Origin of the sequence: Pseudomonas sp. UBA1879 (genome assembly GCF_002338065.1) — a bacterium.
In the GTDB taxonomy this organism is placed as follows: domain Bacteria; phylum Pseudomonadota; class Gammaproteobacteria; order Pseudomonadales; family Pseudomonadaceae; genus Aquipseudomonas.
The window spans coordinates 89286-112485 of record NZ_DDHJ01000010.1 but is presented as its reverse complement, the minus strand read 5'-3'; the positions used below and the strand labels follow the sequence as shown (position 1 = coordinate 112485).

General features: G+C 62.2%; 25 protein-coding genes. 3 read left to right on the top strand and 22 right to left on the bottom strand.

The annotated features are described in order from the left end of the window. The first annotated feature begins 35 nt into the window (after positions 1-35). On the top strand, positions 36-1034 hold the full coding sequence (locus tag B3N48_RS09790) for a sulfate ABC transporter substrate-binding protein (RefSeq protein ID WP_296182678.1): 999 nt from the start codon (positions 36-38) through the stop codon (positions 1032-1034). Between the two features lie 231 nt (positions 1035-1265). Here B3N48_RS09790 and B3N48_RS09785 read toward each other — a convergent pair whose 3' ends face one another. From B3N48_RS09785 to ccmA, 10 genes are all read right to left on the bottom strand, one after another. Continuing rightward, positions 1266-1691, bottom strand: a complete 426-nt coding sequence (locus B3N48_RS09785; protein ID WP_296182676.1) for a hypothetical protein — start codon at positions 1689-1691, stop codon at positions 1266-1268. A 47-nt stretch (positions 1692-1738) separates the two neighbouring features. Further along, positions 1739-2944 carry a c-type cytochrome biogenesis protein CcmI gene (ccmI, locus tag B3N48_RS09780; protein WP_296182675.1) on the bottom strand — a complete coding sequence of 402 codons (1206 nt, stop codon included), beginning with the start codon at positions 2942-2944 and terminating at the stop codon, positions 1739-1741. Next, on the bottom strand, positions 2941-3384 hold the full coding sequence (locus B3N48_RS09775; protein ID WP_296182673.1) for a cytochrome c-type biogenesis protein: 444 nt from the start codon (positions 3382-3384) through the stop codon (positions 2941-2943). Before B3N48_RS09775 ends, ccmI begins: the two co-directional genes overlap by 4 nt. 149 nt (positions 3385-3533) lie before the next feature. Next, positions 3534-4070, bottom strand: coding sequence for a DsbE family thiol:disulfide interchange protein (locus B3N48_RS09770; protein WP_296182669.1), 537 nt, complete (start codon positions 4068-4070; stop codon positions 3534-3536). Continuing rightward, positions 4067-6040 (bottom strand): heme lyase CcmF/NrfE family subunit, encoded by a 1974-nt coding sequence (locus tag B3N48_RS09765; protein WP_296182665.1) that lies wholly within the window; start codon positions 6038-6040, stop codon positions 4067-4069. Before B3N48_RS09765 ends, B3N48_RS09770 begins: the two co-directional genes overlap by 4 nt. Positions 6041-6043: 3 nt before the next feature. Next, entirely contained in the window at positions 6044-6523 is a 480-nt protein-coding gene (gene ccmE, locus B3N48_RS09760; RefSeq protein WP_296182662.1) for a cytochrome c maturation protein CcmE, read from the bottom strand. Then, on the bottom strand, positions 6520-6696 hold the full coding sequence (gene ccmD, locus B3N48_RS09755; RefSeq protein ID WP_296182659.1) for a heme exporter protein CcmD: 177 nt from the start codon (positions 6694-6696) through the stop codon (positions 6520-6522). Before ccmD ends, ccmE begins: the two co-directional genes overlap by 4 nt. Next, positions 6693-7496, bottom strand: coding sequence for a heme ABC transporter permease (locus B3N48_RS09750; protein WP_296182657.1), 804 nt, complete (start codon positions 7494-7496; stop codon positions 6693-6695). The genes ccmD and B3N48_RS09750 overlap by 4 nt, the downstream gene beginning before the upstream one ends. Positions 7497-7664: 168 nt before the next feature. After that, on the bottom strand, positions 7665-8336 hold the full coding sequence (gene ccmB / locus B3N48_RS09745; protein ID WP_296182655.1) for a heme exporter protein CcmB: 672 nt from the start codon (positions 8334-8336) through the stop codon (positions 7665-7667). Next, positions 8333-8968, bottom strand: coding sequence for a cytochrome c biogenesis heme-transporting ATPase CcmA (gene ccmA / locus B3N48_RS09740; protein WP_296182651.1), 636 nt, complete (start codon positions 8966-8968; stop codon positions 8333-8335). Before ccmA ends, ccmB begins: the two co-directional genes overlap by 4 nt. 150 nt (positions 8969-9118) lie before the next feature. On the opposite strand from ccmA, the gene B3N48_RS09735 reads away from it, so the two are divergent. Together B3N48_RS09735 and B3N48_RS09730 are read left to right on the top strand one after the other, a co-directional pair. Beyond that, the gene (locus B3N48_RS09735) at positions 9119-10747 is read left to right on the top strand and encodes a flagellar hook-length control protein FliK (protein WP_296182649.1); all 1629 of its coding nucleotides are present in this window, start codon (positions 9119-9121) and stop codon (positions 10745-10747) included. Then, on the top strand, positions 10747-11067 hold the full coding sequence (locus B3N48_RS09730; protein ID WP_296182646.1) for an EscU/YscU/HrcU family type III secretion system export apparatus switch protein: 321 nt from the start codon (positions 10747-10749) through the stop codon (positions 11065-11067). The genes B3N48_RS09735 and B3N48_RS09730 overlap by 1 nt, the downstream gene beginning before the upstream one ends. A gap of 724 nt (positions 11068-11791) precedes the next feature. Here the strand turns inward: B3N48_RS09730 and B3N48_RS09725 are convergent. From B3N48_RS09725 to fleN, 12 genes are all read right to left on the bottom strand, one after another. Further along, positions 11792-12187: a DUF2802 domain-containing protein gene (locus B3N48_RS09725; protein ID WP_296182643.1), complete on the bottom strand. Its 396-nt coding sequence runs from the start codon at positions 12185-12187 to the stop codon at positions 11792-11794. Further along, positions 12188-12667 (bottom strand): chemotaxis protein CheW, encoded by a 480-nt coding sequence (locus B3N48_RS09720; protein WP_062385949.1) that lies wholly within the window; start codon positions 12665-12667, stop codon positions 12188-12190. It abuts the gene before it with no gap. Between the two features lie 82 nt (positions 12668-12749). Continuing rightward, positions 12750-13706 (bottom strand): CheW domain-containing protein, encoded by a 957-nt coding sequence (locus B3N48_RS09715; protein ID WP_296182637.1) that lies wholly within the window; start codon positions 13704-13706, stop codon positions 12750-12752. 114 nt (positions 13707-13820) lie between these two features. Continuing rightward, positions 13821-14609: a ParA family protein gene (locus B3N48_RS09710; protein WP_296182635.1), complete on the bottom strand. Its 789-nt coding sequence runs from the start codon at positions 14607-14609 to the stop codon at positions 13821-13823. Between the two features lie 45 nt (positions 14610-14654). Beyond that, positions 14655-15539 carry a flagellar motor protein MotD gene (gene motD / locus B3N48_RS09705; RefSeq protein ID WP_296182633.1) on the bottom strand — a complete coding sequence of 295 codons (885 nt, stop codon included), beginning with the start codon at positions 15537-15539 and terminating at the stop codon, positions 14655-14657. A gap of 7 nt (positions 15540-15546) precedes the next feature. Further along, complete coding sequence (locus tag B3N48_RS09700; RefSeq protein ID WP_296182630.1) at positions 15547-16287, bottom strand: flagellar motor protein; 741 nt, start codon at positions 16285-16287, stop codon at positions 15547-15549. Beyond that, complete coding sequence (locus B3N48_RS09695; protein ID WP_296182628.1) at positions 16287-17432, bottom strand: protein-glutamate methylesterase/protein-glutamine glutaminase; 1146 nt, start codon at positions 17430-17432, stop codon at positions 16287-16289. The genes B3N48_RS09700 and B3N48_RS09695 overlap by 1 nt, the downstream gene beginning before the upstream one ends. A 253-nt stretch (positions 17433-17685) precedes the next feature. Next, positions 17686-20007 (bottom strand): chemotaxis protein CheA, encoded by a 2322-nt coding sequence (locus tag B3N48_RS09690; RefSeq protein WP_296182626.1) that lies wholly within the window; start codon positions 20005-20007, stop codon positions 17686-17688. A 129-nt stretch (positions 20008-20136) separates the two neighbouring features. After that, a complete protein-coding gene (locus B3N48_RS09685) occupies positions 20137-20925 on the bottom strand; it encodes a protein phosphatase CheZ (RefSeq protein ID WP_296182625.1) in 789 nt (262 codons plus the stop codon). Between the two features lie 19 nt (positions 20926-20944). Continuing rightward, positions 20945-21319, bottom strand: coding sequence for a chemotaxis response regulator CheY (locus B3N48_RS09680; protein ID WP_175500148.1), 375 nt, complete (start codon positions 21317-21319; stop codon positions 20945-20947). Positions 21320-21586: 267 nt separating this feature from the next. Next, positions 21587-22327 (bottom strand): RNA polymerase sigma factor FliA, encoded by a 741-nt coding sequence (gene fliA, locus B3N48_RS09675; protein ID WP_081568863.1) that lies wholly within the window; start codon positions 22325-22327, stop codon positions 21587-21589. Continuing rightward, the gene (gene fleN, locus B3N48_RS09670; protein WP_166598675.1) at positions 22324-23157 is read right to left on the bottom strand and encodes a flagellar synthesis regulator FleN; all 834 of its coding nucleotides are present in this window, start codon (positions 23155-23157) and stop codon (positions 22324-22326) included. Before fleN ends, fliA begins: the two co-directional genes overlap by 4 nt. Positions 23158-23200: the final 43 nt, after the last annotated feature.

The window sequence follows — 23200 nt, the reverse complement described above, 5'->3', positions numbered from 1 at the left end:
AAGAACAGCTTCTACACACGACAAAGGAATTCGCAGTGAACAAACTTTTCGCCGCTTCTCTTCTGGCCGCTGGAATGGCCTTCGGCAGCGCTGCCCAGGCCGCGCCGGAATTGCTCAACGTTTCGTACGACGTGATGCGCGACTTCTACAAGGATTACAACGCCGCTTTCCAGAAACATTGGCAGGCCGAACACAAGGAAGACGTGACCCTGAAAATGTCTTTCGGCGGGTCGAGCAAACAGGCACGCTCGGTCATCGACGGCCTGCCCGCTGACGTGATCACCATGAACATGGCCACCGACATCAACTCCCTGGCGGACAACGGCGGGCTGGTGCCGAAAGACTGGGTCACGCGCCTGCCGAACAACAGCGCGCCGTTCACCTCGGCCACGGTGTTCATCGTGCGCAAGGGCAACCCGAAAGCGCTGAAAGACTGGAATGATCTGGTGAAAGACGGCGTGGAAGTGGTGGTGCCAAACCCGAAAACCTCCGGCAACGGTCGCTACACCTACCTGTCGGCGTGGGGCTATACGCTGAAGAACGGCGGCGATGAAGCCGCCGCGAAAAAATTCGTCGGCCAGGTGTTCAGCCATGTGCCGGTCCTCGACACCGGCGGCCGTGGCGCGACCACCACGTTCATGACCAACCATATCGGCGACGTGCTGGTGACCTTCGAAAACGAAGCCGAGATGATTGCCCGCGAGTTTGGCCGGGACCAGTTCGAAGTGGTCTACCCAAGCGTTTCCGCCGAAGCCGAACCGCCCGTGAGCGTGGTCGACAAGGTCGTCGACAAGAAAGGCACCCGCGCCCTGGCCGAGGATTACCTCAAATACCTGTGGTCGCCGGAAGGCCAGGAAATCGCCGCCGCCAACTACCTGCGTCCGCGTGACCCGAACGTGCTGGCGAAGTACACCGACCGCTTCCCGAAAGTCGACTTCCTCAACATCGAAAAAACCTTCGGCGCCTGGCCGGACATCCAGAAGACCCATTTCATCGATGGTGGCGTGTTCGACCAGATTTACCCGGGCAAATAACCGGACCGGTTAACGCAAAACGGCGACCTCACAGGTCGCCGTTTTTTTATCGGTGCCAGATACATGCCCCTGTAGGACCTTGGCTTGTCCCGCGATCGTCTGCGCAGCAGTCGTCACCAGATAAGCGCGTCGCGATAAGTAGACAGCGCCGCAGAGTTTACGCCGACTTCGGTCAAACGCGCCCCAGCGCGCTCACCGGATAAGCCCCGCTCATGTAAGGGTTACGTGGATTCAATTTCCGAACTGCCGGCTCAACCCCGGTGGCACGCCGCTGGCGTCGGTGTCCTGCCAAGGGCCGCTCGGCGAGGTGGACCAGCTCCAGCCGTTGTTCCAGCGGTAGTAGGTGCGTTGGCGGTAGAAAGTGTTGGGGACGTTGTTCAGCACGTGCACGCCCAGTTTGGCGTCCCAATGGCTGTTACCACCGGGTGGCGGAGCGAAGTTGGCAGAGGTTTTCGGACCCGACGGGATCGGCGTCGACGGCGGGGTCTGGGGCGTGGTCCGAGGGGTCCCCGGCTGCGGGGTGGGCTGCGGTTGGGACGCGCCACCGGGAATCGTCGGGATCGGTTCCGAACTCTGCGGGCCAGGGCGCTGGACCGCACAGGCGGCGCTCAACGCCACCACCACACTCAACAAGGCAAATCGTGCGACGCGATACATAGGATTCTCAACTGTGTCAGGGCCGCGCGATCAGGCGTGTCGGAGCGCTACTGATCGGGGCTGTCGATGGTCAGGGCCTGTCGCGCCGTGACGTTGCTGGGCAACGGTTGGCTGCGACCGATCCACTCGCCGGAAGTGGGCTGGCCTGCGCGGGATACCCGAGCAACGAGTTGGACTTCCGGAAAGTTCGACAGTTTCAGTTGCGGCATCATGGCGTCGGCGTCGGTCAATTCCACCTCCACCGGCAGATCGGCGACGGTCATGCGCTTCACCGCCAACGGTGCAGGCGGGCCGGAAACGGCGCGGGCAAAAACGAACACCGTGTCACCCGGCTCAACCTTGGCTTTGAGGTCATCGGACAGGGTCACGCGGACTTTCAGGTGCGCAGCAGGGGCCGCCACCAACGTCGTGTCCTGCACCTGACCGCCGCTTTGCACAACCTTCTCGCTGGCGCGTGCGATGCCGCCTTCCAGCGCGGCGCGTGAGGGGTCATTGGGTGGCAAGACCGCGAGCAGGCGTCTCCAGTAATCCACCGCCGCTTGGAAATGCTGACTCTCGAACGCATGGATGCCCTGCAAACCGAGGCTGGTGACTTCCTTGGGGTCAGTCTTCAGGGCTTCATCGGCCAGCCCCTGGATCTGCGGCGTCCAGGCTTTGTTGCCTGCGAAATACAGGGCTTGTGCCCACTGCCCCAGCAGTTCCGGCTGACGCCCGGCCAGCGCGACAGCCCGTTCGAACATCTTCGCCGCATCGGCAGGCCGGTCTTGCGACATGTAGGTGCGGGCCAGGAAATACAGGCTCTCCGCCGAATCCGGCTGTGCCTTCACGGCACGTTCCAATCGATCGGTCATCTGCGCCAGTGAAGTCGGCGGCACGGCAAATTCCCGGGTCAGCTCGACCTTGTCGCTGGCGCCGAAATGCAGATAGAGCCCCAGCGCCACCACCGGCACCAGCACCGCCGCGAGTAACGGCAATGGCGTGCCCAGCCGTGAGACGTGCTCGGCGGACACGCCTTCGGTGTCGGCCAGCAATTCACGAGCGGCCTCGGCACGGCCACTGTCCATTTGCGCAGCGGACAGTACGCCCTCGGCTTGCTGAACCTGCAATTCCGCCACGCGTTCCTCATACAGCGCAACGTTGAGGGCCGTGCGATCTTCTTCACGTTGGGCGCGACGACCGCGCAGCAACGGGATTAGCAGAAAACTCAAGGCCACCAGCAACAAGAGGCCAGCGGCGAGCCAGAAATCGATCATTCGTGGTTTTTATCCAGCAGGTGGGCGAGGCGCTGACGCTCCTCGTCGGAAAGCTCATCGGCCTCTTCGCCGCGTTGGCTGCGACGACGCGTAACGATCACGCCGATCAGCACCGCGCCGCCCAGCAGCAGTCCGGCAGGACCGAACCAGAGCAGCCAGGTGTGGGCGTTCAATTCAGGTTTATAGCGCACGAACTCGCCATAGCGATCGACCATGAAATCGATGATCTGCTGATTGCTCTGCCCTTCGCCGAGCATGCGGTAAATCTCTTTGCGCAGGTCGGCGGCGATGGGTGCGTTGGAATCGGCGATGTCCTGGTTCTGACATTTCGGGCAGCGCAGCTCGCGGGTCAGCTCGGTGTAACGGGCGCGCTCGGCGTCATCCTTGAAGGTGTAAGCGTCGATGGCGGCGTGGGCGACGTTCATGCCACCCAGCAACATTGCCACCGCTATCGCGCAAGCACGCAGCCCCTGTAGGAGTGAGCTTGCTCGCGAGACGACGGTACAGGCGACACCTTTGCATCGGCGTTGAAAAAGCATCGCGAGCACGCTCACTCCTCCAATGGATTCCATGCGATCCAGAAGGCCGCTCATGGCTTACCCTCATCCACCAGCCCCTGATACAGCCCAGCCAGTTTCTCCCGCCAGACGGTTTCGTCGATCACGCCGACGTGCTTGTAGCGAATGATGCCTTTGCTGTCGATCAGAAAGGTTTCCGGTGCGCCGTACACGCCCAGGTTCAAGCCCAGACTGCCGGCTTCGTCATTGATGTTCAGTTGATACGGATCGTGAAATTCGCTGAGCCATTTCAAGGCGTCGGCGTTGACGTCCTTGTAGTTGACGCCGTAGATCACCACACCCTGCTGCGCCAGTTTGGTCAGCACCGGGTGTTCGACCCGGCAGGCAACGCACCAGGTGCCCCAGACGTTGACCAGCGCCGGTTTGCCCAGCAGGTTGGCGCGGGTCAGCGGCGCGCCGTCCTGCACGGCGGGCAGCGCGAAATCGGGGAACGGTTTGTCGATCAGCGCCGAAGGCAGTTCCGAGGGGTCCAGGTACAACCCGCGATACAGAACCCCTGCCAGGCCGAGAAACAGCACCAGCGGAATCAACAACACCCAACGCTTCATACCGCAGCTCCTGACAGCCCCAACGCGTCCCGCACCTTTGTTCGCACTCTGACCCGATAACGCTTGTCCAGCGCCGCCAGCAAACCACCCAATGCGGTGATCAACCCGCCGAACCAGATCCAGCGCACGAAGGGTTTGACATGGACCCGCACCGCCCAGGCGCCGTTGTCCAGCGGCTCGCCCAGCGCCACATACAGATCGCGGCTGAAACCGCCGTCGATCCCGGCCTCGGTCATCATCGAACGCTGCACGGTGTACAGGCGTTTTTCCGGGTACAGCACGGTCACCTCTTCTCCCTTCGACAGCACGCGGACAGTGCCTTCATCGGACGTGAAGTTCGGACCCTGAACGTGTTTGGCGCCCTCGAACACAAAGGTGTAGCCGCCCAGTTCGACTGAATCGCCCGGGGCCATGCGCAGGTCACGTTCGGCACTGTTCTGACTCGACAACACCACGCCCAGCGCTACCACCGCGATGCCGATGTGCGCCAGTTGCATGCCCCAATAGCTGCGGCTCAACGCCGTCGCGCCTTTGATCAACCCTTTATGGCGAGTCTTGTCGAGCAGGTCGCGCACGCCCGCCAGCAGTACCCACGCTGCCAGGAGCACGGTCGCCAGCACGGCCCAGTGGAAATCAGCCATGGCGAACCCGGCGATCACCGCCAGCGCTGCACTGCCCACCAGCACGGGCGCAAGCATGCTCATCAGCCATTTCACCGGGGTGTCTTTCCAGCGCACCAGCACGCCGACCGCCATCACCGCCATCAACAGCGCCATCAACGGCAGGAACAGCGCATTGAAGTACGGCGGCCCCACCGACATCTTCGCCCCGCTCATGGCGTCCAGCACCAAGGGGTACAGCGTGCCGAGCAGGATCATCGACGCCGCCACCACCAGCACCAGGTTATTGCCCAACAGCAGCGTCTCCCGCGACCATAATCCGAAGCCGACGTGGCTTTTCACCACCGGCGCGCGGATGGCGAACAGGGTCAGCGAACCGCCCACCACCATCAACAGAAACACCAGAATGAACACGCCACGGGCCGGGTCGGAGGCAAACGCGTGGACCGACGTCAGCACGCCGGAGCGCACGAGGAAGGTGCCCAGCAGGCTCAGGGAAAACGCCGCAATGGCCAGCAACACGGTCCAGCTTTTGAACACGCCGCGCTTTTCAGTCACGGCCAGCGAGTGAATCAGCGCGGTGCCCACCAGCCACGGCATGAACGAGGCGTTCTCGACCGGGTCCCAGAACCACCAGCCGCCCCAGCCCAGTTCGTAGTACGCCCACCACGAGCCAAGGGTGATGCCGATGCCGAGGAAGGCCCAGGCGACGATGGTCCACGGCCGCGACCAGCGTGCCCAGGCCGCGTCGAGACGACCGCCGAGCAACGCGGCGATGGCGAAGGCGAAGGCCACCGAGAAACCGACGTAGCCCATGTAGAGCATCGGCGGGTGAATGATCAGGCCGGGGTCTTGCAGCAGCGGGTTGAGGTCGCGGCCGTCTTGAGGAATCTGCGGCAGGATGCGGCTGAACGGGTTGGAGGTGAGGATCAGAAACAGCAGAAAACCGATGCTGATCAGGCCCATCACCGCCAGCACCCGCGCCAGCATGACCTGCGGCAATTGCCGGGAACACACCGACACGGCGAAGGTCCAGCCTCCGAGAATCAAGGCCCACAGCAGCAACGAGCCTTCGTGTGCGCCCCACACGGCGCTGAATTTGTAGTACCACGGCAAGGCGCTGTTGGAGTTTTCGGCGATGTAAGTCACCGAGAAGTCGTCGACCATGAACGAATAGCTGAGGCAACCGAAGGCAAACAGCAGAAACGCAAATTGCCCCCACGCCGCCGGTTGCGCCAGGCCCATCCACACACGGTCGCCACGCCAGGCACCGAACAGCGGCACGACGGCCTGCACGACAGCGAAGCACAGGGCCAGGATCATGGCCAGATGGCCGAGTTCGGGAATCATGGTTTACCCCTGTTTACCGGGTGTGTAGGACGCGCCCGCCGGTGCGTTCGGCGCAGATTGGCCGCTGTCCTTCAACGCTTTGGTGACTTCGGGCGGCATATATTTCTCGTCGTGCTTGGCCAGCACTTCATCGGCCTGCACCACACCGTCGGCGTTGAGTTTGCCGAGCGCAACGATGCCCTGCCCTTCGCGGAACAGGTCCGGCAGAATCCCGCGATAGGTAATGGTCACCGACTTGTTGAAATCGGTGACCACGAACGTCACGTCCAGCGAATCGGCAGACCGTTGCATCGAACCCTTCTCCACCATACCCCCGGCGCGGATGCGGGTGTTATGGGGCGCTTCGCCGCTGGCGATCTGGGTCGGGGTGTAAAACAGATTGATGTTCTGTTGCAGAGCGCTAAGCGCCAGGGTGACCGCGATGCCGACCCCAGCGAGAATCGCCACGATGATCAAAAGACGCTTTTTTCGCAGCGGATTCACGTACGGCTCTCCCGGCGCAAACGGCGCGCCTCTTGTTGCAAGTAACGCCGCCGCGCCAACAGCGGTGACACGACGTTGATCACCAGTACGGCCAGACAAATGCCATAGGCGGTCCAGACATACAGACCATGCTTGCCCATGGTCAGGAAATCGCTGAAGGAATCGAAACTCATTGCCCGCCTCCCGTGCGTGGATTCTGACCGAGGGCTTTCATCACTTCGTCTTTCACCCAGGTCGCGCGGGATTCGCGCTTGAGCACTTCCAGGCGCATGCGCAGCAGCAACACAGCGCCAAAGAAGCAATAGAAACCCAACGCCGTGAACAGCAGCGGCAGCCACATCTCAGCAGGCATCGCCGGTTTTTCGGTGAGGCTGAAGGTCGCGCCCTGGTGCAGCGTGCTCCACCACTCCACCGAATATTTGATGATCGGAATGTTCACCACGCCGACGATGGCCAGCACCGCGCAGGCCTTCGCCGCGCTTTCGCGGTTGGTGATGGCGTTGCCCAGCGCGATGAGGCCGAAATACAGAAACAGCAGGATCAGCATCGAGGTCAGCCGCGCATCCCAGACCCACCAAGCGCCCCAGGTGGGCTTGCCCCAGATGGCGCCGGTCAGCAGTGCCACGGCGGTCATCCAGGCACCGATGGGCGCGGCGCATTGCAGCGCGACATCGGCCATCTTCATCTTCCACACCAGCCCGACCACGCCACAGACCGCCAACATCACGTAGCAGGATTGCGCCAGCATCGCCGACGGCACGTGAATATAGAGGATGCGGAAACTGTTGCCCTGCTGGTAATCCGGCGGCGCGAACGCCAGGCCCCAGACCACGCCGATACCGATCAACACGGCAGCGGCGAGACTCAGCCACGGCAGCAAACGGCCGCTGATGCCGTAGAACCACTTGGGCGATCCGAGCTTGTGGAACCAGGCCCAACTCAGGCCGCGTTTAGCCTTGGCGCTGGTGTTCATCGCGCTGCCCTTTCATCGGTGCTTTTCATCAATGCCATCATCAAAATGCGTTTCATCACGGTGGGCTTGTGCACTCAGGCGCTCCTTTTACCCGAAGCGCTCTTTCTCGAACATTAACAATTCAGACACCGGCCTCGAGAAAAGCTGTCCGGTCGATCAGGTTTCTGATTATTCGCCAACACTGATTTTCAAGCCAGCGGCAATTGCGAAAGGTGTCAGCGTTATCGCGAGCGCCGTCAGGCTGCCAAGCCAAAGCAGGTAACCGGTCGCGGCCATGCCTTGAAGAGACGCCTGAAGCGCACCGCTGCCCAGAATCAACACCGGGATGTACAGCGGCAAAATCAGCAACGCCAGCAGCAGACCGCCGCGCTTGAGGCCCACAGTCAGCGCGGCACCGACAGCGCCCAACAGACTCAATACCGGCGTACCCAGTAACAAGGACGACAGCAACACCGGCAGGCAAGCACTCGGCAATCCGAGCATCAGCGCCAGCACCGGCGCCAGCAACACCAGCGCCAACCCGGAAAAAGCCCAGTGTGCCAGCACTTTCGCCAACACCAGAAGCGGCAAGGGATGCGGCGAAAGGACCCACTGCTCCAGCGAGCCGTCCTCGAAATCGCTGCGAAACAGGCCGTCGAGTGACAGCAGCACCGACAACAGCGCGGCGACCCAGACCAGGCCGGGGGAAATTGTCCTCAATAGCTGCGATTCGGGCCCAACGGCCAGCGGAAACAGCGCGATGACGATGGCGAAAAACACCAGCGGGTTGAGCAACTCGGCCGGGCGGCGAAACAGCAAGCGGGCTTCGCGGGCGATCAGCAGGGTAAATACGCGGCTCATGGCGCCCATTCCCCCACGTTCAGCTCGCGATAACCGGATGGCGTCCGGCTCAAAGTGTGGTGAGTGGTCAGCACCACGATGCCGCCCCGCTGGCAATGCTCGGCAAGGTGCGCTTCCAGTTGCGCCACGCCCTGCTTGTCCAGTGCGGTGAACGGTTCGTCGAGCATCCACAGGCTCGGGCCGGGCAGGTAGAGACGGGCCAGCGCGACGCGACGTTTTTGTCCGGCGGACAGGGTATGGCACGGCACATCTTCGAAACCGCGCAGTCCAACCGCATCGAGGGCCTGCCAGAGGGCGTCGGTGTCGGCACGCTGGTGCAGGGCGCAGAGCCAGGCGAGGTTTTCCACGGGCGTGAGCAAATCCTTGATCCCGGCGGCGTGGCCGATCCACAACAGCTGCTGTGCCAGCGCGTGGCGCTGATGCGTCAGCGGTTTGCCGCCCAGCAACACCTCGCCGGCGGTGGGCTGCATGAGGCCGCTGAGCAGGCGCAACAGGCTGGTCTTGCCGCTGCCGTTGGGGCCGCTGATCTGCACCATGTCGCCGGTTGCCAGCCGCAGATCGAGATGCTCGAACAGCAGCCGCCAGTCACGCTCGCAGGCCAGCGCCACGGCTTCAAGAACAGGGATCGACATGGGGTCCTTCTTTTCGGATAGCAGGTGTGCACCGCGGTTCAAGTCGGGGGCGTGACAGCCGTTATAGTGATGCAGCTCAACGGTCGTCCGCCGAAAACGTCGGTGCCGGATTATGCCAGCTTGAGCGCAACTTTACCGAGTCGGGATCTGATGACAGGCGATATACCCAATCTTTCTCCCGTTGCCGCCGCCACCGCGCTGCTGCGTGCGGGCGTGCCGCCGGGCGAAGTGCTCAAGCTCACGGAGCCCCGGGAGGGCCTGCTGAACGCCGGTCAGGTGGCCAATGCCGAGGTCGTGAGCCTCAAACAACTGGGCCAGAATTTTCAACTGCTGCTCAAGCTGACGATGGACAACGGCCGGCAGGCCACCCTCCCCGTCAGCAGCAGCTTGCCGCTGACTCCGGGGACTACGGTCAACGTCGCCCAAGGCTCGGCGGACACCTTGACCATCAGCGTGCAGGATCTGCAGAAAGCCATCACCAACAGCCTCACCCGTCTCGACATCCGTCAGCTGCCACCCGGCACCCTGCTGCAAGGCAAAGTCCTGACCACCCAGGCGATGGCCGATAACATCGCGCAACTGACCGGGCAAACCACAGGCAACGCGGCGACTCAGCCAGCCACGTACCGGTCGATCGTGATGTTGCTCAACACCGCGATGGCCGGCACCAGCCTGACCATCGACAGCCCGCAGCCGCTGCGCGTGGGCAGCCTGCTCAGCGCGCTAGTACAGAACGGCCAGGCGCTGAATTTCGTCGCCATGCCCAAGCGCCTCGACGAACTGGCCTTGGCTCAACAGCTGTCGACGCAGCAGAGTCGTCAAGGCTCGCTGCAAAGCCTGCTGACGGCGTTGCAAACCCTGCCGCCACCGACATCTCCTGACGATGACGTGATCTCGCAATCATTGCGCGCGAGCATCGATCAGTTGCTTGACGACCTGCCCGACCTGCCGCAGATGACCACCGCCAAAGGTGTGGCTCAGGCGCTGAACGCCAGCGGGCTGTTCATGGAGTCACGCTTGATGGCGGGGCAAAACCCGACGCTGGTGCCGGACATGAAGGCCAACCTGCTGAGGGTTATCGCGCAGATCCTGCCGGGGCTGCCGGGCTACATCAGTTACAACGACGCAGCCGCCGCCAACACGCTTGCCCGCGCCATGCCCAACGTGATCCGCAACGCCTTGGGCATGCTGGGCCAGGTCGCGGCGCCACGGGTACCGACCAACTTTCCATTACCGTCGCGCACGCTGGCGAGTTCAGAAGGCAGCGACGATCTCGAAACCCTGCTCAAACTCGCGGCCGGAGCGATCTCACGTCTGCAGAGCCATCAATTGGGCGGACTCGAACAAACCCGCATGAACGCTGACGGCACACAGGTGACCACCTGGCAGCTGGAAATCCCGATGCGCCATGCCCATGACATCGTGCCCTTGCAGGTCAAGGTTCAGCGCGAAGACCCGCCTGACCGGGAAGAGGCTCAGGACGCGGCGGCGTCGGAAGTCAAAGAGAAGGAAAAACTCTGGCGCGTGGAGCTGGCGTTCGATCTGGAACCCTTGGGGCCACTCCAGGTTCAGGCGCAACTGGTCGCGGGCAGCCTGTCCAGCCAGATGTGGGCCGAGCGCGAAGGGGCGGCAGAGCTGATCTCCCGCGAGCTGGAGAGCCTGCGCGCACGGCTGGTCGCTTGCGGCCTGAACGTGAAAGAACTGGCGTGCAACCGTGGCGTGCCCGTCCACGGCACCCGCACCGTGCTGGAACAACGCTGGATTGACGAGAACGCCTGATGAGCACACCCGAACACACGCCCCGTCAGGCCATCGCTTTAAACTACGACGGCCAACAAGCCCCGACCCTGACCGCCAAAGGCGACGACGCCCTCGCCGAAGCCATCCTCGCCATCGCCCGGGAATACAAAGTCCCGATCTACGAAAACGCGGAACTGGTGAAAATGCTCGCCAGATTGGAACTGGGCGACAGCATTCCTCAGGAGCTGTACCTGACCATCGCCGAAATCATCGCGTTTGCCTGGCGGCTGAAAGGGAAATTTCCCGAAGGGTTCGACCCGGATCCGCAGCCGGTGGAGCGGGATATTACGCCGCGTTAGGCGCTTGACGTTCATCTGCACGCGGGCCTGCTCGTGGACGTCAGTCACGCACTGCTCACAGATGCGCGTCCAAGGCGAGCGCCACACTGCCGAACCTGTAGGAGCCGCCGGAGGGACGACGGCAGCGATAGCGCTGGGTCAGTCTCAGATGGGTCGACTGACACACCGTCATCGCTGCCGTCGTGCCTCCGGCGGCTCCTACAGTATTTGCGCCGTGTCTAGGAGCCGTGACTCGCGCAAGGATGGTGGGAATCATCGGGGCGTCTGCTCCACCAGATTTTCCGTGGGAGGGAGTTCATTCGCATTGCGTCCAAGGCGGTCGGGACACCGCCGAACCTGTAGGAGCCGCCGGAGGGACGACGGCAGCGATAGCGCTGGGTCAGTGTCAGATGGGTCGACTGACACACCGTCATCGCTGCCGTCGTGCCTCCGGCGGCTCCCACAGGATTTGCGCCGTCTCTGGGAGCGGCGGATGGGGCAAAAATGGCAGGCATCATCGGGCCGTGCGCCGCGAGGTGAATCGGCGCCTGGCAGGAGACGCCATAGATCGCGACGTGGGTGTTGGAGAAACCCTGACAAAGTCAGGGCCACGCCAGGAGCAAATGGTTGTGGTGACTTTTCCCAGAAGAAAAGTGACCCGCTGTAAGAGCAGAACTGTAATCAGCCGTTACCGAAGAAATGGATATTCACCCGACAAGCAGCAACACCTCAAACCCGCAAGAAATCATCCATTCCCATGCAACTTGCTCATCAACTGCGCTTCAGCCTGGGTCAGCCCGCACGACTGTGTCAGCTCATCGACACTGGCGCCCATGCTCACCAGCCGCGCGGCCTGGGCGAACGACAGCGTCGAAGGATCCCGCTGCTCCAGCGCAGTCACCTTGTCCGGCAATGGCGCGACGATCGACTGCAACTCGTGCAAATCCTCGCCCATCTTCACCGTGCCGCCCTGATAGTGCTCAAGGCGTCGAGCCAGCTCGCGGATGCGCTGATCGCGCAGCGAATCCGCCTCGAGCTGCTGCGTGGCCAGCGCGCGCAAGCGTTTGGTGTGGGCCATGAACATCGCGACCGATGCGACCCACAACACCCCCAGAAAGATGACGGCAACCTCAAGTATCAATCAGATATTCTCCAGCTCGGACCACTCTTCCTCGGACATCATCTTGTCCAGTTCCACGAGGATCAGCAGCTCGCCGTTTTTGTTGCACACGCCCTGGATGAATTTCGCGGATTCGTCGTTGCCCACGTTCGGCGCGGTTTCGACTTCCGACTGACGCAGGTACACCACTTCCGCCACGCTATCGACCAGGATTCCGACCACTTGCTTGTCGGCTTCGATGATCACGATACGCGTGTTGTCGCTGACTTCAACCGGCGGCAGACCAAAGCGCTGACGGGTGTCGATGACCGTCACGACGTTGCCGCGCAGGTTGATGATGCCCAGCACATAGCTCGGCGCACCCGGCACCGGTGCGATCTCGGTGTAGCGCAGCACTTCCTGAACCTGCATCACATTGATGCCATACGTTTCGTTGTCCAGGCGGAAGGTGACCCATTGCAGGATCGGATCTTCGGAACCCTGTGCTGACGACTTCTTCATACCCCTAACCCCTTGCGTGTTGTGCTCTTCAGGCGACGGACTCGCGCCGCCCTGTGTTTTTGGATGATGCTTTTAGATACAGCTATTTGCGTGTGTGCATCTGCTTGACCGCGCCGCTGGCGATCAGCTCGGCCAGTTCGGACACGTCCAGCAGCGCGCACATGTGTTCGATCACTGTCCCGGCCAGCCACGGACGTTGACCCCGATGGGCGCGCCATTTGATTTCATCGGGCTCCAGGCGCAGCGAACGGCTGACCTGATGCACCGCCAAGCCCCATTCGTACCCCTGAACCGAAATCACGTACTGCAAGCCCTGACGGAAATCGTCGCGGTAGCGGTCGGGCATGATCCAGCGTGCGGTATCCAGGACTTTCAGGTTGCCGGCCTGGCTGGGCAGGATGCCGAGAAACCAGTCCGGCTGCCCGAACAGTGGCGTCAGGTCATGCCCGGCCAGCGGATAGATCGATCCCAGGCACACCAGCGGCACGGCCAGCGTCAGGCCTGCGACATCGAACAACAGGCATTCGAACGGTTCGGCGGCCCACTCCGGGCGATCGCTGGCGGTGGGCGGCGGCGTCGGTGTGCGTTGCGCAGGCAGGTGCACCTCGACCACCGGCTCGACCACGGCGACCGTCGGCTCGCTGATCGCAGGCTCGATGACCGGCACCACCAACGGCGGCGCGATGACGGGCGGCAGCATGACCGGCCGCTCCAGCACGCGGGCGGCCACGGGCTCGGCGACCGGGCGTGGCGTCGGCTGGGCCTGCGGTGCAGGCGCGAGCGGCACGGGCGCAGGCTGGCTCAGTGGCGCAGACCTGGGCGTTGCTTCGAACGGGCGCGCAGGCACGGCTGCGGCAACGGCTTCAGCCACCGCCGAGCGCATACGCGCGTCGTGGGCCTGCTCTTCGAGCACAGCCGCTTGAAACTCATCGATGCTGTTGGCGACGTCCAGTTCTTCGGTGGCGTCCTGCAACAGCGCGTCGAGGTAATTTTGCAACGCCAGCTGTGGCCGGGATGCGATGTCCAGAGGGCGGTTCATACAGGAGCCCGAAAATAAGTGATGCGATTACCGCCTGTCTTTTTTATCGGCTGCACCGCAGGCCGACTTGAGCGCGCAGGCGCAAGGCGTGTGAATAAACGATCAGCGGACATCTCAGGCCACCTGTCCGACGAGCTGTTCGGTGAGCAGGTGTTTGAGCAGCGTGCGGTACGCCAGCACGCCCCGGCTCTTGTTGTCGAACTGCGAGGGCGTCACGCCGGCCCGGCTGGCGTCGCGCAATCGGGTATCCACCGGAATGTAGGCTTTCCAGACGTGTTCGGGGTAGCTGTCGCGCAGCAGTTTGAGGGTGCCCATCGACGCCTGGGTGCGACGGTCGAACAGGGTCGGAACGATGGTGTACGGCAATGGCACCTTGCGCGAGCGGTTGATCATTGCCAGCGTGTTGACCATGCGTTCCAGGCCCTTGACCGCCAGAAACTCGGTCTGCACCGGGATCGCCAGTTGCTGACTCGCGGCCAACGCGTTGACCATCAGCACGCCCAGCAGCGGCGGACTGTCGATGATTGCGTAATCGAAGTCCTGCCACAGCTGCGCCAGGCTTTTGGCAATCACCAGCCCGAGACCGCTTTGCCCCGGCGACTGACGTTCGAGGGTGGCCAGCGCGGTGCTCGACGGCAGCAAAGAGATGCGCTGATCGCTGGTGGGCAACAGCAGCTGCCCGGGCAGACCGTCAGGCACCGCGCCCTTGTGCAGGAACAAGTCGAAGCAGCTGTGTTCCAGCGCATCAGGGTCGTGCCCGAAATAACTGGTCATCGAGCCATGGGGGTCCAGATCGACGACGACCACGCGCTTGCCCGCCTCGGCCAGCAAACCGGCTAAAGCGATGGAGGTGGTGGTCTTGCCGACCCCGCCTTTCTGATTGGCTACTGCCCAGACTCTCATGTGTTCGCATTCCCCCCAGCCATCACACGCATGACCGAGACCGATTTAAGGGGCAGGTGACGAAGATTTGACGCCTTGCGGCGGTTTGGCTGGAGCCGGTGCATTTTGTGTGCCAGCACGGCGCAACGCAGCATCGGGCTTTGCATTGGCGGCGGTGCCGGAACCGGTCAAACTGCGCCGCACGTCAAGATTGCGCGAGATCACCAGCACCACGCGGCGGTTGCGGGCGCGCCCGTCTGCGGTGGCATTGGAGGTGAGCGGCTGAAATTCACCGTATCCCACCGACGCCATGCGCACCGGGTTGATGCCGTCCATGGCCAGCATGCGCACGATGCTCGAGGCGCGGGCCGACGACAGCTCCCAGTTGCTCGGGTACTGCGACGAGTTGATGGGCTGGTTGTCGGTGAAGCCCTCGACGTGGATCGGGTTGTCGAACGGCTTGATGATCTTCGCCACTTTGTCGATCAGGTCGAAGGCCTGGTTGCTGGGCAAGGCATCACCGCTGCCGAACAGCAGGCTGGAATTGAGTTCGATCTCGATCCACAGCTCGTTGCCGCGCACGGTCATTTGATTGGAGGCGATCAGGTCGCCAAACGCCGCATTGACGTCATCGGCAATCGACTTGAGCGGGTCTTGAGCGCCCTGCCCCAGCGCCGCGTCCGTCTGCTCACTGTCTTGCACCAGCGGGTCGGCCGGGCGCACGGTCTGGGGCTTTTGCTCACCGATGGGGATCGGCTTGACACTCCGTTCCGCTTCGTTGAACACCCCCACCAGTGCTTCGGACAGTACTTTGTACTTGCCTTCGTTCAGCGACGAGATCGAATACATGACCACGAAGAACGCGAACAGCAAGGTGATGAAGTCCGCGTAGGACACCAGCCAGCGTTCGTGATTTTCATGTTCTTCGTGGTGGCGACGTCGACGGGCCATCAGTCCATCACTCCATGAAGCCTTGCAGCTTCAGTTCAATCGAGCGTGGATTCTCGCCTTCGGCGATCGACAGCAAGCCTTCGAGCAGCATTTCGCGATAGCGCGACTGGCGAATGGCAACCGCCTTGAGCTTGTTGGCAACGGGCAGAAGAATCAGGTTGGCCGACGCCACGCCGTAAATGGTCGCAACGAAGGCCACAGCGATGCCGCTGCCCAGCTGATTCGGATCAGCCAGGTTGCCCATCACATGGATCAGGCCCATGACCGCGCCGATGATGCCCACGGTCGGCGCGTAGCCGCCCATGCTTTCAAACACCTTCGCGGCCTGAATGTCACGGCTTTCCTGGGTCAGAAAATCCACTTCCAGAATGCTGCGAATGGCTTCGGGTTCAACCCCGTCCACCAATAGTTGCAGGCCCTTGCGCGAATAGGCGTCAGGCTCGGTGTCCGCCACGGTTTCCAGGCCCAGCAGGCCTTCCTTGCGTGCAGTGAGGCTCCACGAGACGACGCGGTCGATGCCGCCGGCAAGGTCGATGCGCGGCGGAAACAGAATCCAGATGAAGATCTGGATGGCCCGTTTGAACGCGGTCATCGGCGTCTGCAACAGGCAGGCTGCCAGCGTACCGCCGAGGACGATCAGCGCCGCCGGTCCGTTGATCAGCGCACTGAGATGGCCGCCTTCGAGAAAATTGCCGCCAATGATCGCGACGAACGCCAGAATGATCCCTATGAGCGTCAACACATCCATCAGAGGCACGCCTCGACCAAGTGACGCCCAATGTCATCCAGCCCATAAACCGCGTCCGCCAACCCGGCTTTGACGATGGCCATCGGCATGCCGTAGATCACGCAGCTGGCTTCGTCCTGGGCCCAGATGTGGCTGCCGCCCTGCTTCAGCAGGCGCGCGCCTTCGCGGCCATCGGCGCCCATGCCGGTCAACACCACCGCCAGCACTTTGTCGCCGTAGGACTTGGCTGCCGAACCGAAGGTGATATCGACGCAGGGCTTGTAATTCAAGCGCTCGTCGCCCGGCAGAATCTTCACCGCGCCACGACCGTCAACCATCATCTGCTTGCCACCAGGGGCCAGCAGCGCGAGTCCGGGGCGCAGCATATCGCCGTCCTCGGCTTCCTTGACGCTGATGCCGCACAGTTTGTCCAGGCGCTCGGCGAAGGCTTTGGTGAAGGCCGCAGGCATGTGCTGGATCAGCACGATGGGCGCCGGGAAATTGGCTGGCAGTTGGGTCAGCACCCGTTGCAGCGCCACCGGGCCGCCAGTGGACGTACCGATGGCCACCAGTTTGTAGGCCTTGCGCTTGGGCGCGGGGGACGTCGGCGCGTGAGCGGCAGGCGCTCGGGTGGGCGCCGCAGCGGGTGCTGGGCGGGTCGCGCCGGGGGTCGGTGCAGGGCTGCGCAAAGAACCCGTGCCTGGCGCCGGGGTTGCCGGTGCAGGCGACGAACTCACCGGGGCACTGCTGTAACCGCTGAAACGACGGTTGCTGCGGGAAATGGTATGCACCTTTTCACACAGCATCTGTTTGACCTTCTCGGGGTTGCGCGAGATGTCTTCGAAGTTCTTCGGCAGGTAGTCGACGGCACCGGCATCCAGCGCGTCCAGGGTCACCCGGGCGCCTTCGTGGGTCAGCGAGGAAAACATCAGTACCGGGGTCGGACAACGTTGCATGATGTGACGCACGGCGGTAATGCCATCCATCATCGGCATTTCGTAGTCCATGGTGATCACATCAGGCTTGAGCGCCAGGGCCTGCTCGATCGCTTCCTTGCCGTTGGTGGCGGTGCCGACCACTTGAATCGTTGTGTCAGAGGAAAGAATTTCCGAGACGCGCCGGCGGAAAAAGCCGGAATCGTCTACCACCAGAACCTTGACTGCCATAAACACTCCATTCGGAAAAACCGGCCAGAACCATGGTCGGCTTTCCAGCGAACACTCGACAAATCGATGATTCGACTTGCGACTAACTTCTGTGGGAGTGAGCTTGCTCTCGAAGGCGGTCTCACGGCCACTGCACATCAGTGACGGGTGAAGCTTTCGTGAGCAAGCTCACTCCCACAGATGCACTACCGGCGCTCTGCGACACCCGAGCCTGCTCGTAAGCAAGCTCATTGCCTCAGGGCGTAAACCGGCATCAAATACGCCGCGCGGCGTAACGCTTGAGCATGCTCGGCACGTCAAGAATCAACGCGATGCGGCCGTCACCGGTGATGGTGGCGCCCGACATGCCTGGCGTGCCTTGCAACATCTTGCCCAGCGGTTTGATGACCACTTCTTCCTGGCCCACCAACTGATCGACCACGAAGCCGATGCGCTGGGTGCCGACCGACAGGATCACCACATGGCCCTCGCGTTGCTCCTCGTGGGCTGCCGAACTGACCAGCCAGCGCTTGAGGTAGAACAGCGGCAACGCTTTGTCGCGCACGATCACCACTTCCTGACCGTCGACGACGTTGGTGGTCGAGAGGTCCAGGTGGAAGATCTCGTTGACGTTGACCAGCGGGAAGGCGAACGCCTGGTTGCCCAGCATCACCATCAGCGTCGGCATGATCGCCAGGGTCAACGGCACCTTGATGACGATCTTCGAGCCCTGGCCCTTGGTGGAGTAGATGTTGATGGTGCCGTTGAGCTGGGCGATTTTGGTTTTCACCACGTCCATGCCCACGCCACGGCCCGACACGTCGGAAATCTCGGTCTTCGTCGAGAAACCCGGGGCGAAGATCAGGTTGTAGCAATCGGTGTCGCTCAGGCGATCGGCGGCATCCTTGTCCATGACTCCACGCTTGACCGCGATGGCGCGCAGCACCGCCGGGTCCATGCCTTTGCCGTCGTCGGAGATCGACAGCAGAATGTGGTCGCCTTCCTGTTCAGCCGACAGCACCACGCGACCGCCGCGGGCCTTGCCCGACGCTTCACGCTCTTCCGGGGATTCGATGCCATGGTCGACCGCGTTACGCACCAAGTGGACCAACGGATCGGCCAGCGCCTCGACCAGGTTCTTGTCCAGGTCGGTTTCTTCACCCACCAGTTCAAGGTTGATCTCTTTCTTCAGCTGACGCGCCAGATCGCGTACCAGTCGCGGGAAGCGGCCGAAGACTTTCTTGATCGGCTGCATCCGCGTTTTCATCACGGCGGTCTGCAGGTCAGCGGTGACCACGTCCAGATTGGACACGGCCTTGGACATGGCTTCGTCGCCGCTGTTGAGGCCCAGGCGCACCAGGCGGTTACGCACCAGCACCAACTCGCCGACCATGTTCATGATTTCGTCCAGCCGCGCGGTATCGACACGCACGGTGGTTTCCGCTTCGGTCGGGGCCTTGTCACCCGCTCCCGGCGCAGGCGCACGCGCGGGTGCCGCAGCGGCGGGGGCTGGCGCAGGGGCTGCTTTGGCAGGTGCGGCAGCCGGAGCTGCAGCAGCCGGTTTGGCAGGCTCGGTTTTCGGCGCCTCGACCTTCGCCGGTTCGGCTTTCTTGACCGGCGTTGCAGCAGCGGCAACGTCCGGCGAGAAGGTGCCCTTGCCGTGCAGCTGGTCGAGCAACGCTTCGAATTCGTTGTCGGTGATTTCGTCCGAAGCCGGCGCCTTGGCGTCCGTCGCGACAGGCGGGGCCGAGGCGACCGCGGCGCTGGCATCTGGCGAGAACGAACCCTTGCCGTGCAGTTGATCGAGCAACGCTTCGAATTCGTCGTCGGTGATTTCGTCGCTGGCCGGCGCGGCGGGCGCACTCGCCGAGGCCGCAGGCGCACTGACAGAGGCGGCAGGCGCTGCGGACGGCGCAACGGCGTCGACAGCGAATTGGCCCTTGCCATGCAGTTGATCGAGCAGGGATTCGAATTCAGCGTCGGTGATTTCATCGCTGGCCGCGTCCGCCGCTGGGGCCGGTTGTGCGGGAGCAGAGGCTGACACGGACGCGGTCGGGGCCGGCGCAGGCAGGCCCGCCGCCTCGGCTTTCACCGCGTTGAGCGAGTCCAGCAGTTGCTCGAATTCCTGATCGGTGATGTCGTCGGACGGCGCTTCGGCCACCTCTTCCACTTCGGGCGCCGGCGCTGCGGCAATTTCGTCTGCAGACGCAGGCTCGGCCAGACGCGACAGCGCGGCCAGCAGCTCAGGCGTGGCGGGCGTGATGTCCGAGCGTTCGCGGACCTGACCGAACATGCTGTTGACGGTGTCCAGTGCTTCGAGCACGACATCCATGAGTTCTGCGTCGACCCGGCGCTCACCTTTGCGCAGGATGTCGAACACGTTTTCGGCGATGTGGCAGCATTCAACCAGCTCATTGAGCTGGAGGAAGCCGGCGCCCCCTTTTACAGTGTGAAAACCGCGAAAAATTGCATTGAGCAGGTCCGCATCGTCCGGCCGGCTTTCCAGCTCGACCAACTGCTCGGACAGTTGCTCCAGAATCTCGCCGGCCTCTACCAGAAAATCCTGAAGGATCTCTTCATCGGCGCCGAAGCTCATCGGGGGTGCTCCTAAAATTAACCGTCAACCGATCCAGGAGCTGCGTCATTGGCCTGCGCACATTGCCTTCGTCGAGACATTGGCGCGCAAGCCCACAGCTACTTTCACATAGAACCCTGGATCTGGAAGTCAGAACCCGAGGCTGGATAGCAGATCGTCTACATCATCCTGACCGGATACGACGTCTTCACGTTTATCGGCATGAATCTGCGGACCTTCACCCTTGGAATGAAGTTTTTCCTGTTCTTTTTGCTTACGGAACACTTCCTGGTCGTGTTCGATGCCGGCAAAGCGATCGACCTGGCTGGCCATCAGCACCAACTTGAGCAGATTGCTCTCGACTTCGGTCACCAGCGTGGTCACACGCTTGATCACCTGGCCGGTCAGGTCCTGGTAGTCCTGCGCCAGCAAAATGTCGTTCAGGTGGCTGGCGACCTCATGGGTTTCGGTCTCGCTGCGGGCCAGAAAGCCCTCGACGCGGCGGGCCAGATCACGGAATTCTTCGGCACCGATTTCCCGGCGCATGAAGCGACCCCAATCGGCGCTCAACGCCTTGGCGTCGGCGCTCAGGCCATTCATCAGCGGCGTGCTCTGCTCCACCAGGTCCATCGTGCGGTTAGCCGCGCCTTCTGTCAGGCGCACAACGTACGACAGGCGTTCGGTGGCGTCAGTGATCTGAGACACTTCTTCGGCTTGCGGCATGTGCGGGTCAATCTGGAAATTGACGATTGCACTGTGCAGCTCGCGCGTCAGCTTGCCCACTTCCTGATACAGGCCGCGGTCCCGGGTCTGGTTAAGCTCATGGATGAGTTGCACGGCGTCGCCGAATTTGCCTTTTTCGAGGCTGGCGACCAGTTCTTGTGCGTGTTTCTTCAGGGTCGACTCGAAGTCACCCATTGTCGAATCTTTGGAATCCATAGCGCCCTCGCAGCGGACATCAGCTATTGACGCGCTCGAATATCTTCTCGATCTTTTCTTTGAGCACCTGGGCCGTAAAAGGCTTGACCACATAGCCATTCACACCGGCCTGAGCGGCTTCGATGATCTGCTCGCGCTTGGCTTCGGCCGTGACCATCAACACCGGCAGGTGGCGCAGGCGTTCGTCGGCGCGGACCTGACGCAGCAGGTCGATGCCGGACATGCCAGGCATGTTCCAGTCGGTCACCAGAAAGTCAAAAGCACCGCTCTGCAGCATCGGTAACGCGGTGGTACCGTCATCTGCTTCGGCCGTGTTGGTGAACCCAAGGTCACGCAACAGGTTTTTTATGATCCGCCGCATCGTTGAAAAGTCATCAACGATGAGGATTTTCATGTTCTTGTCCAATTCGACCTCCAAGCAGTCTTTAACGCGCCCAGTGCCTGGACGCGCGTTCAATCAATACCGGTAACATCGCTCCACCGGTCATACGAAAACGAGGGGGCCTTTCGAAGAACCTGATGAGCGTCGCGGCAACGTCCTAAGACCTGGTCCGAGCGGCGCCTGCCTTGTCCCTTTTGCTTCCCACACAACGCTTGCACAGCCGGCCTTGCACTCAAAAACGCAGGCATCTTTGTGAAAAGAGAGGCCTGCGTCAATGCGTCAACGCGCGCGCCATTCGCCCAACCGACCCCGCAGACGTGCGGCGCACTGGCTGTGCAGCTGGCTGACACGGGATTCGCTGACCCCCAAGACCTCCCCGATCTCTTTGAGGTTCAGCTCTTCGTCGTAGTACAGCGCCAGCACCAGGCGTTCACGCTCGGGCAGGTTGGCAATGGCGTCCGCCAGTGCGCTCTGGAAGCGCTCGTCTTCCAGATCACGTGACGGTTCGAGCGACTGGCTCGCGCCGTCCTCGTGCAGCCCTTCGTGCTCGCCGTCCTGCAACAGGTCGTCGAAGCTGAACAGGCGGCTGCCCAAGGTATCGTTCAGAATCCCGTAGTAATCATCGAGACTCAATTGAAGTTCGGCAGCAACTTCATGATCTTTAGCGTCGCGACCGGTTTTTGCTTCGATTGCGCGGATTGCGTCACTGACCATGCGCGTGTTGCGGTGGACCGAGCGCGGTGCCCAGTCGCCCTTGCGCACTTCGTCAAGCATCGCGCCGCGAATACGAATGCCCGCGTACGTCTCGAAACTCGCACCTTTGGTGGAGTCGTATTTGGTGGAGACTTCGAGCAAGCCAATCATGCCGGCCTGGATCAGATCTTCGACCTGCACGCTGGCCGGCAAACGCGCCAGCAAGTGGTAGGCGATGCGCTTGACCAACGGGGCATAGCGCTCGATCAGCTCATACTGGGAATCTTTGGAGGATTTGCTGTACATGCGATAGCCACTTGCGGTCATGACACGGGCCCTGCACTGGTCTGGTGAACCAGGCGCTCAACGAAGAATTCAAGGTGGCCACGCGGATTTGCCGGCAGTGGCCAGGTATCGACCTTCTGCGCGATGGCCTTGAACGCCAGCGCGCATTTGGAACGCGGAAATGCTTCGTAAACCGCCCGCTGCTTCTGCACGGCCTTGCGCACGCATTCGTCGTACGGCACGGCGCCGACGTATTGCAGGGCTACGTCGAGGAAGCGGTCGGTGACCTTCGTGAGCTTGGCGAACAGGTTGCGCCCTTCTTGCGGGCTCTGCGCCATGTTGGCCAGCACGCGGAAGCGGTTCATGCCGTAGTCGCGGTTCAACAGTTTGATCAGCGCGTAAGCGTCGGTGATCGAGGTCGGCTCGTCGCACACCACCAGCAACACTTCCTGAGCGGCGCGCACGAAGCTGACCACCGATTCGCCGATCCCGGCGGCGGTGTCGATCACCAGCACATCCAGGTTGTCGCCGATGTCGCTGAACGCCTGAATCAGGCCCGCGTGCTGCGCAGGACTCAGATGAACCATCGTCTGGGTGCCGGACGCGGCGGGCACGATGCGCACCCCGCCAGGGCCCTGCAACAGTACATCGCGCAGCTCGCAACGCCCTTCGATGACGTCCGCCAGGGTGCGTTTGGGGGTGAGCCCCAACAATACGTCGACGTTGGCCAGACCCAGATCGGCGTCCAGCAACATGACACGACGTCCCAGCTCGGCCAGGGCCAGCGAGAGGTTCACTGACACGTTGGTCTTGCCGACGCCACCTTTGCCACCGGTCACCGCGATAACCTGTACGGGATGCATGCTGCCCATGTTAATTTTTTACCTTGTCTTGCTTAGACCAAAGCCACATTTC